Below are 12,867 nucleotides of genomic sequence, written 5' to 3' on the forward strand. Positions count from 1 at the left end.
ACACGTCGATCATGCCCACGCTCGTCACCGGCAACACCAACGCACCCGCGATCATGATCGGCGAGCGAGCAGCAGCCTTCATCAAGGACAGCTCCACCGCCTGAGGCACCAATCCGAAACCCCGACTGCCGATCAAGAAAGCCCTGTCCATGCCTGCTTTCCAGAACGAGGAGCACGTTGCGCACGGCGTCCCGCCCAAGCGCGACACCGGTTTTCCGCCTGAGCTCGACGCCGATGCCGTCGTCTCGCTCGACGACGCCCACGAGATCGACACCGATGTCCTGATCATCGGATCGGGCATGGGGGGTAGCACCCTGGCGTGGGCTCTGCGCGACCTCGGCGCTCGTGTCCTGGTGGTCGAGCGGGGCGGCTTTCTGCCGCGTGAGCCGGAGAACTCGCAACCGGAGGAGATGTACGTCAAGGGCCGGTACAAGAACGCGGGCCACTGGTACAACGGCCACACCGGAGAACCCTTCGCCCCGGGCACCTACTACTGGGTTGGCGGGAACACAAAGTTCTACGGAGCTTCGCTACCGCGGTTCCGCCGCAGTGACTTCGAGGCGGTCGAACACCAGGAGGGGCGCTCGCGGGCGTGGCCGTTCAGCTATGACGACCTGGAGCCGTTCTACAGCAGGGCCGAGCAGTTGTTCGATGTGCACGGCCAGATCGGCGAAGACCCGACCGAGCCCCCACACTCCATCCCGTATCCCTTCCCACCGCTCACCCACGAACCCACCATCCAACGGTTCGCGAACTCGTTGCGCGCCCAGGGGATGCACCCGTTCCATACCCCGAACGCCCTCAACGTGAGCACCCTGTCGGACCGTGCCGAAGTGACCACTGCGGACGGTTGCCCGGACAACACCGGGATGAAATCCGATGCGGAGAACAAGGTGCTGCTCCCCGCGCTGCGCGGCGGGGTGAAGCTTCTGATCCGAACCGAAGTCACCCGTCTGCTGACCTCCCCGGACGGGCGAAAGGTGATCGCTGCTGAGGCCCGACACCAAGGCCGTACGATCCGGATCAACGCCCAGCGAGTGGTACTGGCCGCAGGCGCGGTGAACTCAGCGGCCCTGCTGCTGCGTTCCGCCACACGCGCCCACCCTGAAGGGCTCGGCAACTCCTCGGGCTTGCTCGGCCGCAACTACATGGTGCACAACAGCACGTTCTTTGTCGGCGTCAACCCATTTCGAACCAACACCACGAAGTGGCAGAAGACGCTTGGCCTCAATGATTTCTACGAGGCCGTAGATGGCACGCCCTATCCGCTGGGCAATCTGCAGATGCTTGGCAAGCTGCAGGCACCGATGCTCAAACCCGCGCGCAGGTGGGCGCCGATGCGAGCGTTGGAGTTCATGTCGGCCCGCAGCCTGGATATCTACCTCACCAGCGAAGACCTGCCATCTCGGAACAACCGGGTGCGCGTGGACGGCGACCGGATCCTGATCGATTGGACGCCCACGAACCTTGGCGCACACCGCGAGCTCGTCCGTCGCGTAAGCAGGATCGTGCGCAAGGCCGGGTACCCGCTGATCTTCACGCAGAAGATGGGCATCGAAACCAACTCGCACATGTGCGGAACCGCTGTCGCCGGAAACGACCCGTCGGACAGCGTTCTCGACGTCTCATGCCGTAGCCACGACATCGAGAACCTCTGGCTCGCCGACTCATCGTTCTTCCCATCCTCGGCAGCGCTCAACCCGGCTCTGACGATCGCGGCCAACGCGCTGCGCATAGCTCCATCGGTCGCCGCGGGGCTGAACGACTAGGTGTATGAGGTCATGACGTTCGTTACGCCAGCCGTGGCGGACCGGCGTGCCAATCAGTTAAGCTCGAGCGCATGCAGACGCGCTTTGCGCGAATCTGCTACGCGTGGGGGTTCAAGTCCCCCCCTGTCAATCCCCTGGAATCGTGGAGACGTGTTATGCCACTTCGGCCCTAAGCTGGACGGTTGAGGCTGTCCGTGGCCGTGCCATGTGATGCTCGTACGTGATCGGAGCGAGCCCATCGTTGGTGTTGTGTCGTCTGGTGATGTTGTAGAAGTCCGCGATCCAGGTCGGAATCTTGATACGGGCCTCGACGCGGGTGGCGAAGTGGTACCGGTGCACGAACTCGACCTTCAGCGTGGATTTGAACGCCTCCGCTGCGGCGTTGCCGAGGGCGCATCCACCCCGGCCCATCGACTCAACGATGCCCAGTGTCCCCTAGACAGCGGTATCGGCCGATATTGAGCCAATAAGACCGGCGATTAGCGTGGCAGCAGCAGGCAACCCCCGCGCCAAGACGAGACCCCTTCCCGGACAAGAGGACGCACATCATGACCAATCCGTTCGAGGACGCCGACGGGACCTACCTGGTGCTGGTCAACGAGGAGGGCCAGCATTCGCTGTGGCCGTCGTTCATCGACGTGCCCTCGGGATGGACCGTCACGCACCCCGAGGACACCCGGCAGGCCTGCCTCGACCACATCGAGCAGAACTGGACCGACATGCGCCCGAAGAGCCTGGTCGAGGCGATGGCGGGCGCCAAGGCCGCGAAGTAGCGCCGTGCCCACGAACGTTCGCCGGTTCGGCTAAGGAGGGGCGTTTCGCGCAAAACGGGTTAGGGCGTAGAGAGTGATCAAGCGTCGGTAAGCCGCACATCCGTCCAAAAATCGTCCTGCCCGCGTGCATTCGTGACGCAATGTGATCGACGCTGGTTCGCGGTGTTGGTCACGTTGCGTCGTGGGTGCTGTGCGGGTGGTCCGCTGTGGTTCGCTGTTGCTCCTCTCTCCGGTACGGCAGATACACGAAGGCCGTTCCCGCTGCGGAACAACAGGAACGGCCACTGGGGGCAGAGGCCCTGCTGGCTTATTCCGCGAGGGGCTGGTTTCACCGCGGGAGTGGTCCGGTTCTGCCTCGCCGACCGGTGTGCGGTGGACGTCTGTTTCGCTTCGGTAGACGACACGAACGGTCCGTTCGCCGGCGTTCATCCGATGTGAGCCCGGGGGTGTTGGCGTGCGGTGAACGGCCTGTTCACCTCGATAGACGACACGAACCGTCCGTTCGCTTCACGCCCGCACCTTCCCAAACAGCCCCAATACCGCGCCGAAATTAACCAGCAGGGGCTGAAGAGATCGTCAAAACCGACGACCCCACGTGCACCCAGGTCGGGACCGCCGCTGGCGAAATCGCCGACCTCATCATCCAGTAACAAAGATGAGAGTGTCGGGGACCGTCCGGTGAACGGTCCCGCCCGGGTCGTCCTACTCGGCGGCGAATCCGATCCGGTCGGCCAGGATCGAGGCGATCTCCACCGCTGGCGCGGGTTCCAGCATGCGGGCGTGCACACAATCGATCTTGTGCACGTCGATGTCACCGGAGACGTGGTCGCGCCAGGCCTCCGGTGACATCCAGTCCTTCTTGTTCTGGGTGGCGACCACCAGGGTCATGTCCCCGTCCAGCCGTGCAACCGGCCCGGGGATGACGAGGCGGACGCTGTTGAGCATGACCTCCAGGGCGTGCGCCCGCTGGTCGTCGTCGAGCCTGCTGAGTTCACTTTCGCTGCGGCCGAGCAGACTGACGATCCGCGCCCGCGTGGCCTCCTCGCCCTCGGGCACCTCGTTGCTCTCGCCCTCGCGGCCGTAGATCTCGCCGTACTCCCGACACATCTCGGCCAGCAGAACGCCGCGGTCGGAGAGGTCCTTGCCGCGGTCGGAGTCGGGGTAGGCGTCGAGCACCGCCAGCAGCCCGACCTCGTGGCCTTGCTCCCGCAGCTTGGCCGCGAGCGCGTGGGCGATGTTGCCGCCCAGCGACCAGCCGACCAGGTGGTACGGGCCGGAGGGCTGGATCTCCCGAATGCGCTGCGCGTAGTCCTCGGTCAGCTCGTCCAGCGAGCCGGGCAGCCGACCGTTCCCGTCGATACCGCGCGCCTGCACGCCGTAGACCGGGAAACTCGCGTCGAGGTGCCGCAACAGCACCGAGTACCGCCAGCTCAGACCCGCGATCGGGTGTACGCAGAACAGCGGGTGGCGGCTGCCTTCCGTCCGCAGCGGCAGGATGACGTCGAAGGCGTTGCTGCGACCGCCGCCACCGAGTTTCTCCGCGAGCGCGGCCGGGGTCGCCGCCTCGAAGACATCCCGGACCCCGAGCTCGCCACCGAGTGCACCGCGGATCTCGGCTACCAGCCGAGCGGCGAGCAGCGAATGTCCGCCGAGGGCGAAGAAGTTGTCGTCAATGCCCACCTGCGCCAGCCCGAGGACGTCGGCGAACAGTCCGCAGAGGACCTGTTCCTGTGCGCTGCGTGGCGTCCGTGCCGCGGACTGCTCGTACACTGGCGCGGGCAGCGCGCGATAGTCGATCTTCCCGTGCGCTGTCAGGGGAAGCTCGCCGAGCGCGACGAACGCGGAAGGCACCATGTAGTGCGGAAGCTCGGCGGCCGCATGTGCCCGCAGCTCCGCCGTGTTCCGGCGTCGGCGACCACATAGGCGACGATGCGCTTGTCGCCCGGCCGGTCCTCGCGGACGGCGACCGCAGCCCGCGTGACGGCGGGATTCCTGCTCAGCACGGCTTCGATCTCGCCGGGCTCCACCCGGAAGCCCCGGATCTTGACTTGGTCGTCGCTGCGGCCCACGAACTCCAGCTGTCCGTCAGCGCGCCATCGCACCAGGTCTCCGGTTCGGTACATCCTCCCGCCCGTGACCGGATCGGCGACGAAGCGATCCGCCGTCGCGGCCGGTCGGTTGAGGTAACCCCGCGCCAGACCGGCGCCGGCCAGGTAGAGCTCGGCAGTGACGCCGTGCGGAACCGGACGCAGCGCGGCGTCGAGCGCGTACGCCCGCACGCCCGGGATCGGGCTCCCGATCGGTGTCGGTCCACCGGAGGACAACGGGTCGCTGATGGTGGCGCAGACCGTGGTTTCGGTCGGTCCGTACTCGTTGACGAGACGACGCCCGCGCGACCAGTGCGCGACCACCTCCGCCGACGGCGTTTCCGCACCGGCCGCGATGAGCCGCAGCGCGGGAAGTTCCGCGCGCGGCATCGCGGCGAGCACCGCCGACGGGAGGAAGGCGTGGGTGATCGCGCGCTCGGCAAGGAAGTCGGCGAGTTCTTCTCCCGCAAGCGAATGCGGCGGAACGACCAGGCAGGCTCCGGTGAGCAGCGACAGGCACAGCTCGTCCACCGACACGTCGAAGCTCGGTGCGACGAACTGGAGAACCCTGCTCGTCTCGTCGATGTCGTGCGTCCTGGCCTGCCCGTCGACGAGCCCGGCGAAGCCGCTGTGGGGCACCGCGACGCCCTTGGGCCTACCGGTCGATCCGGACGTGTAGATCACGTAGGCGAGGCTCGACACGTGCCGCGCGACGACCGGGTCACAGTCGGCTTGGGATTCCACGCCAGAGAGATCGAGAACTGCGGCTGTGTCCGGAAGTTCGGTACCGGACTCGGCGATCACCAGTGCCGGACGTGCGTCGTCGAGCACCAGGGCGATGCGCTCAGCGGGGTGGGCCGGGTCGACCGGCAGATAGGCGGCCCCGGCCTTGACCACCGCGAGCTGCGCGGTGACCAGGTCGATGCCCCGCGGCAGGGCCAGCGCGACCAGTTCCTCGGCCCCGACTCCCCGAGAGATCAGCAGGTGGGCCAGCCGGTTCGCGCGGGCGTTGAGCTCGGCGTAGGTCACCGCCTGGTCGCCGCACTCGACCGCCGTGTTGTCCGGAGTCCGGCGCACCTGGGCCTCGAACAGCTCGGGCAGCGTGACGCCTTCCGGGGCGGCCGGCCCGGTGCCCCAGTCCAGCAGCTCCCGATCGTCCTCTTCGGACAGCACCGCGAGCTGGCCCAGCGGGCTATCCGGCGCGGCCGAGGCCGCCAGCAGCAGTCGTGCCAGACGGTCAAGCAGGAGCTCGACGCTGCGGCGGTCGAACAGGTCCGTGGCGTACTCCAGCACACCCCCCAGGCCGTCCGGCTCGCCTTCGACGGTCCGGTTCTCCTGGAGGCTCAACGCCAGGTCGAATTTGGCCACCGCCAGCCCAATGCGCTCGGCCTCCACCCGCAGGCCCGGCAGGTCGATCCGGGCGGTTTCGTTGTTCTGCAACACCAACATCACCTGGAACAGCGGGTGATGGGCCAGCGAGCGGTTCGGGTTGAGTACCTCGACCAGCCGCTCGAACGGCACGTCGGCGTTGGCGTACCCGGCGAGATCGGTCTCCCGCACCCTGACCAGCAGGTCCTTGAAGGCCGGGTCTCCGGAGGCGTCCACCCGCAGCACCAGCGTGTTGACGAAGAATCCGATCAGATCGCCGAGCCGCTGGTCCGACCGCCCCGCGACCGGGGTGCCGATCGGCACGTCCGTCCCGGAGCCGATCCGGGACAGCAGCGCGGCCAGACCGGCCTGCAACACCATGAACACGGTGCTGCCGGTGCTCATGGCCAGCTCGACGACGCCGCGGTGCACGTCGGCGTCCCAACGCACCGGCACGAGGTCGCCCCGGTAGCTCGCCTTCGGCGGACGCGGGCGGTCGGTGGGCAGTTCGAGCCGTTCCGGCAGATCAGCGAGCGCGCCGCGCCAGTAGTCCAGCTGCGCACCGGCGAGACTGTCCGAATCGTCCTCGCCGCGCAGCAGTTCCCGTTGCCACAGCGCGTAATCGGCGTACTGGATGGGCAGCGGTTCCCAACCCGGAGCGTGACCGGCGATGCGCGGCATACGCGGTCGAGAGGTCTCTGGCCAGCGGAGCCATCGACCAGCCGTCGCTGGCGATGTGGTGCACCACCAATGAAAGCACGTGCTCGTCCGCTCCGACCATGAACAGCCAGGCGCGCACCGGGAGGTCGCAGGAAAGGTCGAAGACGTGCGCGGCGGTCTGCCGCAGCGACTCCGCCACATCGGCGGTGTCCAGCACGTCGAAGGGCACGCGCGCGTTCTCCGGAGCAAGGACGTGCTGATAGGGCGAACCGTCCTGGTCTGGGAAAACGGTGCGGAGGGACTCGTGCCGCACCACGACGTCGTCCAGCGCCGCGCGCAGGGCATCGCGGTCCAGGGAACCGCTCAGCCGCATTGCGATAGACAGATTGTAGGTCGCGCTCGAACCTTCCAGCTTGGACAGGAACCACAACCGTTGCTGCGCCGGGGAAAGCGGCACCAGCTCCGGCCGCTCGGCGCGGGCCAGCGGCGCCCGTTGCGGACCGTCGGCGACCAGGCACTGCGCCAGCCGCGCAGCGGTCCTCGCCTCGAAGATCGTCCGGATGTCCAGTTGCACCCCGAAGGTCGCCTGGATCAGGTTGATCAGCTTGATGGCCGACAGCGAATCCCCGCCGAGGTCGAAGAAGTCGTCGTCGGGCCCGACCCTGGGCAGCCCGAGGATTTCGGCCAGCAGCCCGCAGAAGATGTCCTCCTGCGGGGAGTCCGACCGCCACTGCGCGGGTCGTTGCTGGACCTCGGCTGCCTCCTGCTGCTCGGTGATCTCCAGCAGCCCGAGTTCGCCCAGCGGCCGGTCGGGCTGCCCGGCGATGGCGGTCAGCAGCGACACCAGGCGATCGGCCACGTCCCGCGCCGCGCCGGAGTCGTAGCGGTCGGGCCGGTACTCCAGCTCCATGTGCAGGCGGCGTCCCGCCATCCCGGCGACCAGCCGAAGCGGGTAGTGCGCAGCGTCGTACCTGTCCATCTTCATTAGGCGCAGCTCGGATTCCGAGGTCTCCCCCGAACCGCTCGGGTAGTTCTCCACAGTCGTCACGGTGTCGAACAGCTCGCCGAACCCGCTGATCTGGTGCAGCCGCCCTAACTTCAGGTACTGGTGGTTGAGCAGCGCGGACTGCTCCTCCTGCAGGCGCAGCAGGTTCTGCACCGGCGAGGCGCCGAGATCCAGGCGCACCCGCACCGGAATCGTGTTGATGAACATCCCGACCATGGTCTCGATGCCGGGGACCTCCGGCGGCCGGCCCGAGACCACCGCCCCGAACACCACGTCGTCCCGGCCGGTGAGCCGACTCAGCAGCAGCGCCCACGCGCCCTGCACGAGGGTGTTGGCGGTGATCCGGTGTTCGCGGGCGCGCTCGGTGAAGTCGACGGCGACCTCGTCGGGCAGGTCCAGCACTATGCGTCCGGGCAGCACCGGTTCCCGCTGATCGGCCGATGGCGACACCAGCGTCGGACCGGACAACCCGTTTAGCGCCGCGCGCCACGCCTGCTCGGAGACGCCCGTGTCCTGCCGTCTCAGCCAGGCCAGGTACTCGCGGAACGGGGTGGCCGGCGGTAGCGTCGCGTCGTCTCCCCTGGTCCGGTAGAGCGTGAGCAGCTCGTCCAACAGCACCGGCAGCGACCAGCCGTCCAGCAGGATGTGGTGGTTGGTCAGTACCAGCCGGTGTTCCCGCTCGCCGATCCTGACCAGCGTGAACCGCAGCACCGGCGGCTTGGTCAGCACGAACCGCCGGGCCCGGTCGTGGGTGAGCAGCTCGGTCAGCCGCTGCTCGCGGTCGGCCGGGTCGAGGCCGCTGAGTTCGGTCTCCGTCCACGGCACCTCGACCTCGCGGTGGACCACCTGGATCGGCTGGCCGTTCTTGCGCTGGCGGAAGCTGACCCGCAGGTTCGCGTGCCGGCGCAGCAGCGCGTGCACCGCCGCGCGCATCGTCGCCGGGTTCAACGGGCCTTCCAGGTGCAGCACGATCTGCACGTTGTATACGTCGACGCCCTGTTCCTCGGGCAGGGCGTGGAACAGCAGCCCTTCCTGCAATGGTGAGAGCGCGAGGACGTCCTCCAGGCCTGAATGCTTCATTAGAACTCCTTCAACTCGGCTTCCAGGTCGTCGATCTCGTCCTGGGACAACGCCAGCGACAGGTCCGACGGCGTGTGCCCGCCGATCCCGTCGCGGGCGTGCGCGACCAGGCGCGCGCAACGCCTCGAATCACGCTTCGGCCAGCGCGCGGACGTTGTCCTCGCCGTGGACCTCGCCGGCCCAGGACCGGGTGATCGACAGTACCGGGCCGTCCGGGTGGTCCTTGGTCGTGGCCTTGACCTCCACGTGATCAACGCTTTCGCGCAGCTGGACGTGGCGCGCGTGTGGGGTGAAGGCAAGGTCGCCGCCGCCGACGGCACCCAGATCGACACTGGGACAACAATCTCCTGGCCGAAACCAGCATCCGCTACGGCGGCTACAACGCCGATCGCCTACCGGCACGTCTCCGACACCTACATCGCGCTGTTGGAGCCACTTCATCCCGTGCTGGGTGTGGGAAGCCATCTATCTCGTCTAGGGCCTGCTTCGCAACGACACCGACGTCCACCCGAGGCCGTGCATGCCGATGCCCAAGGCCAGTCGCTGCCGGTCTTCGGGCTCGCCGCCTTGTTAGGCTTCGACCTGCTGCCGAGGATCCGCAACTGGCACGACCTGAACTTCTACCGACCCGACGCCAACACTCGCTACCAGCACATCGACACGCTCTTCGGCGAGCACATCATCGACTGGGACCTCATCGAAACCCACTGGACAGACCTGCTGCGCACAGCGATTTCCATCCGCGAAGGCCGCTTGTCGTCGGTGACGCTGCTGCGCCGGTTGGGTAACCACTCCCGCAAGAACCGCAGCGCACCGGAGCGGGTCGCCGCCGTGTGCCGCAAGACATGCGGCCGGACCGCGAACCCCGCCCGCCGGGCCAACCGGTCGAACATGTCCTTGGCGTTGTGGTAGCCGAGCGGGCGCCCCAGCGGCTGCCGATACAGATTGACGAAAACCATGTCGCAGCCCGCGGCCTCGCCGACCCGATCGCGCTCGTGGGCGTAGTCGGCGTAGAGCCCGACGAGCTCCTCGGTGACCGGGATCGAGCGAGGGAACCGGGACTTGGCCAAAGCTCCGTTCGCGTTGGCCCGCCGGCGAACATGCACGTGGGCCCTGCGACCCGGCAGCCCAGCGAAGCCGAGTTGGACAGCAGGTGCATGTCCTCCCGGCGAAGAGCCAGCGTCTCGTCGATCCTCATGCCTGTTCAACCCATCAACGCCACCATGAACCGATCGCGGGTGTTGCGCGTCAACGGCAGCAACTGCTCGAACTGCTCGGCGCTGAGCCACTCGTAGCCCTCGTCGGCGACCGCGAACTTGATCGCCTTGGCCCGGACCGTCCGGAACTGCCCGTCCTCGCCGGCGTTGTAGCCCGACGGCAGGAACGCCAAGTACTTCGGCTCCGACAGCCGCGAAACCACCTCCGGCGGCACCCAGCCGTGCCGGGCACCGAACCGGAGGAATCCGCACACCGAAGTCATCACCGCGTTCGCGGCCTTCTTCGACCGGAACCGCGGCTCAACGTGCGGCGTCCGGCCCCGAGTGGGCAACGGTTCCTGCACGAGCCACCGCAGGAAGCGCGCCAAGTCCTCCAGCCCCGGCCGGGACCAGTCCAGGCCGCGGTCAGCGGCGTACGACAGGTACAACGCTACCCGACCCGCGTACACGCGCTCGGTGTTGGGCGACCGGTCCATCGCCGGCAACGCGGCCAAGAACGCCACTGCTTCGACGTGCAGGGCGTAGTCGACCACACTCACTACCACCCACGACACCGACTCGTCGCGGGCTGACACCGCACGCTCGGCCCGGTACTTGTTGATCACCGGGACGAACGTACCTGACATACCGAACGCCTGCTGGATACCTCCACGGAGCGGGGACATGGTCCCGAAGACCAAACGTCCCAAATGGACTGTCGCTCCTAGAGATAATCAACGAGCTGCTGGCCAACTGCGTGATCTACTCCACTTCGCTGGATATCACCGAAGCCGCCAACGTGCGAGCGGCCCGGCGCCGGTGATTCACCCTGTCGACCTGGGTTGTCATTCCTGCATGGCGATGAACTTCCCGTGCCAGGTGTGGTACCAGGATGCTCCGGTTTGTGCGTTCACGGACATCATCCCGACGATCTGGTCGTCGCGGAGGGTGTGCAGGGTGTAGTAGCCGGGAAATGCGGTGGCGTCAGTGGCGTGAAGACCGGTGCGATTTTGGGTCAGCCATTGATCCGCGATCCGCAGCGCTTGGTCGGGTGTCACCGGTGGCGGGCTGGATTGCGGGGTTGTGGGCATCATCCCGTAGGCGGTGTTCCACATCATCGCCGGACCCATTTCCAGTTGGGTGGAGCCGCTGGCAGGGTCGATGAGGACTTCGGTGGCGCCGCGGCCCTGCGGGTCGAGGAGCTCGGCGTAGTAACCGTTGCTGAACTGCATGACCTCGCCGGTGTGCAGCCCGCGTTGCTGCCCGAACTGGTCAGCGGTGCGACGCGCGTCGTCGAGGGATCGCACAAGCCCCGTTCCGGGGGCGTTCGGCGCCATACCACCCGGGCCAGGCATGCCGCCGTAGGCGGGCATCATGGGCATCCCCCCATAGCCGGGCATCGCCGGTCCTGCACCGCTGGCAACGACCCAGGCGATCGAGGCGATCAGGGCTGCGACGGCGAGGACCAACACGGACAGCGGCACCCAACGGCCGCCCAGCGCGGTCATCGCGGAGGTCCTCGATGCCGCTCGGCCAACGTTGCCCGCGCTTGCCGGTAGGCTTCCGCGTCGATCTCACCGGCGGCGAACCGCCGATCCAGAATTTCCTCCGGAGTGTCCCGGCCGTCCCGGCTGTCATGGCCCCGGAACCCGCCCCGGGTCAACGCGACAACGGCCCAGACGATCAAGCCAATCAGCACGAGCCAGAGCACCGGCATGAACATCATCCACGCCGCGCCGGGCCCATAACCCCACATCATCGCAACCACCCCTCGACAGCCTCCGAGGCAGAGCCTCCGGCGCCCCTCCCCCCAGAACTAGAGACCTTCGTCCCCGCCTGGATCGGGGCCGTTGTCCTCGTTGCCCTGCTCGTCGGCGACCCTTCCGGGACTTGACGAACCCCAGAGGGGACGGCTTGCCGCCAGCTAAGACGCGGAGAAAAACCCGCCAAGCTCTTCTCCTTCCAACCGATCCGGACCGACGAGCCGTCGCGGCTGCGCAGCTCGCTGCTTGGGCACACCGCTGCAACCGGGTGTGGGCTGGCGGCTCTGGCTGTCTTCGGGCTGTGGGACCATCCCTCAGTCGCCGAGGTGCATCGCGACAGCCTTCCCCAGATCGCCGCCCAGGCCCTGGCCGTGGGGCTAACGCTGTTGCTGTTAACCGTGGTGCATGCGCACCATCCGCCCGCCGCGGCGACCGCCTTGCTCATCTCGTCCGGTATCGCCCGACCCGGCCCGCTGCTGTACGGAATGCTGGCGGGCCTTGCGCTGTTGATCGCTCTGGCGGCCGTGCTGGCTCGAATCCCCGGAGCCAAGCGCGGGAGCCAGAGCGGCGGGTAAGTCAGCTCCAGCCTGGCAGCGCCAGCTAGAGCGCCGCGTGCTGGCCCGGCGGTGCGGTCGCGCCTATAACCTCGCGCAACCACGTACGGGCGTCAGGCTGGCGGCGTTCACATTCGGCGACATGCGTCAGCGCCGAATGCCGCAACTGATGCAGGGTGAACGGACCGCCCGCAACCTCGGGGTCGCCTGTTCGATCAACTCAGCCGCCCGCCGGTAGGAGCATTCGCCACAGCGCCCGCTCGCCGAAGCGGCACGTGCGGGCGGGTCAGCAGTTCCTCGATCAGCGCCTGGTCCAGCGCCCGCCCGGTCCGGGGTCCGGGTCCGCCGGCGGACCCGCCGCAGCGGATCCCCCGTGATCCAGTCCTGGAGGCGCCACCAGTCCGCGGCCGAGCGCAGCGCGTCCGGCCGGGCGTTCACCGTCGACGGGGCCGCCGAGCCCCAGCGGCGGGCGAACCAGGCACCGATTTGCTCGACCACCAGACGGGTACGCAGCTAGCTAGTACGGCAGCAGCCATTCGCTAGCTGACCTGGGTGATCTTGGTGTCGCGGGCGAGTCTGGTGCGTTTGTGGTGCCATCGTGATCGTGCTTG

11 protein-coding genes and 2 pseudogenes are annotated in these 12,867 nt (G+C 67.6%); 4 read left to right on the top strand and 9 right to left on the bottom strand.

The genetic code is table 11. The features are described from left to right. The first annotated feature begins 149 nt into the window (after positions 1 to 149). Positions 150 to 1,769, top strand: coding sequence for a GMC oxidoreductase (locus ACWDKQ_RS32635; protein ID WP_450142618.1), 1,620 nt, complete (start codon positions 150 to 152; stop codon positions 1,767 to 1,769). Positions 1,770 to 1,922: 153 nt separating this feature from the next. Here ACWDKQ_RS32635 and ACWDKQ_RS32640 read toward each other — a convergent pair whose 3' ends face one another. Next, positions 1,923 to 2,198: an IS3 family transposase gene (locus ACWDKQ_RS32640; protein ID WP_450142625.1), complete on the bottom strand. Its 276-nt coding sequence runs from the start codon at positions 2,196 to 2,198 to the stop codon at positions 1,923 to 1,925. A 119-nt stretch (positions 2,199 to 2,317) separates the two neighbouring features. On the opposite strand from ACWDKQ_RS32640, the gene ACWDKQ_RS32645 reads away from it, so the two are divergent. After that, positions 2,318 to 2,542, top strand: coding sequence for an MbtH family protein (locus tag ACWDKQ_RS32645; protein ID WP_450142619.1), 225 nt, complete (start codon positions 2,318 to 2,320; stop codon positions 2,540 to 2,542). A 702-nt stretch (positions 2,543 to 3,244) separates the two neighbouring features. Here the strand turns inward: ACWDKQ_RS32645 and ACWDKQ_RS32650 are convergent. The 4 genes and pseudogenes from ACWDKQ_RS32650 to ACWDKQ_RS32665 form a co-directional block, all read right to left on the bottom strand. Next, positions 3,245 to 4,396, bottom strand: a complete 1,152-nt coding sequence (locus tag ACWDKQ_RS32650) for an alpha/beta fold hydrolase (protein WP_450142620.1) — start codon at positions 4,394 to 4,396, stop codon at positions 3,245 to 3,247. Beyond that, positions 4,354 to 5,706 carry an amino acid adenylation domain-containing protein gene (locus ACWDKQ_RS32655; RefSeq protein ID WP_450142626.1) on the bottom strand — a complete coding sequence of 451 codons (1,353 nt, stop codon included), beginning with the start codon at positions 5,704 to 5,706 and terminating at the stop codon, positions 4,354 to 4,356. Before ACWDKQ_RS32655 ends, ACWDKQ_RS32650 begins: the two co-directional genes overlap by 43 nt. A gap of 123 nt (positions 5,707 to 5,829) precedes the next feature. Continuing rightward, positions 5,830 to 6,639 (bottom strand): annotated as a pseudogene (locus ACWDKQ_RS32660) (condensation domain-containing protein); the annotation flags it as partial. Then, on the bottom strand, positions 6,524 to 8,743 hold the full coding sequence (locus ACWDKQ_RS32665; protein ID WP_450142621.1) for a condensation domain-containing protein: 2,220 nt from the start codon (positions 8,741 to 8,743) through the stop codon (positions 6,524 to 6,526). The gene ACWDKQ_RS32665 and the pseudogene ACWDKQ_RS32660, both read right to left, overlap by 116 nt. Positions 8,744 to 9,025: 282 nt before the next feature. On the opposite strand from ACWDKQ_RS32665, the gene ACWDKQ_RS32670 reads away from it, so the two are divergent. Continuing rightward, positions 9,026 to 9,655, top strand: coding sequence for a Tn3 family transposase (locus tag ACWDKQ_RS32670; protein ID WP_450142627.1), 630 nt, complete (start codon positions 9,026 to 9,028; stop codon positions 9,653 to 9,655). Here ACWDKQ_RS32670 and ACWDKQ_RS32675 read toward each other — a convergent pair. The 4 genes and pseudogenes from ACWDKQ_RS32675 to ACWDKQ_RS32690 form a co-directional block, all read right to left on the bottom strand. Beyond that, positions 9,622 to 10,032 (bottom strand): annotated as a pseudogene (locus tag ACWDKQ_RS32675) (hypothetical protein); the annotation flags it as partial. The gene ACWDKQ_RS32670 and the pseudogene ACWDKQ_RS32675 sit on opposite strands and share 34 nt — an antisense overlap. Continuing rightward, the gene (locus ACWDKQ_RS32680; RefSeq protein ID WP_450142622.1) at positions 9,948 to 10,586 is read right to left on the bottom strand and encodes a site-specific integrase; all 639 of its coding nucleotides are present in this window, start codon (positions 10,584 to 10,586) and stop codon (positions 9,948 to 9,950) included. The pseudogene ACWDKQ_RS32675 and the gene ACWDKQ_RS32680, both read right to left, overlap by 85 nt. Positions 10,587 to 10,784: 198 nt before the next feature. Continuing rightward, positions 10,785 to 11,447 (bottom strand): hypothetical protein, encoded by a 663-nt coding sequence (locus tag ACWDKQ_RS32685; RefSeq protein WP_450142623.1) that lies wholly within the window; start codon positions 11,445 to 11,447, stop codon positions 10,785 to 10,787. After that, complete coding sequence (locus tag ACWDKQ_RS32690; RefSeq protein WP_450142624.1) at positions 11,444 to 11,695, bottom strand: SHOCT domain-containing protein; 252 nt, start codon at positions 11,693 to 11,695, stop codon at positions 11,444 to 11,446. The genes ACWDKQ_RS32685 and ACWDKQ_RS32690 overlap by 4 nt, the downstream gene beginning before the upstream one ends. Positions 11,696 to 11,932: 237 nt before the next feature. Between ACWDKQ_RS32690 and ACWDKQ_RS32695 the strand changes: the two genes are divergently transcribed. Continuing rightward, positions 11,933 to 12,277, top strand: a complete 345-nt coding sequence (locus tag ACWDKQ_RS32695) for an HPP family protein (protein ID WP_450142628.1) — start codon at positions 11,933 to 11,935, stop codon at positions 12,275 to 12,277. The last annotated feature ends 590 nt before the right edge of the window (positions 12,278 to 12,867 follow it).

This window comes from Saccharopolyspora sp. NPDC000995 (genome assembly GCF_053599315.1).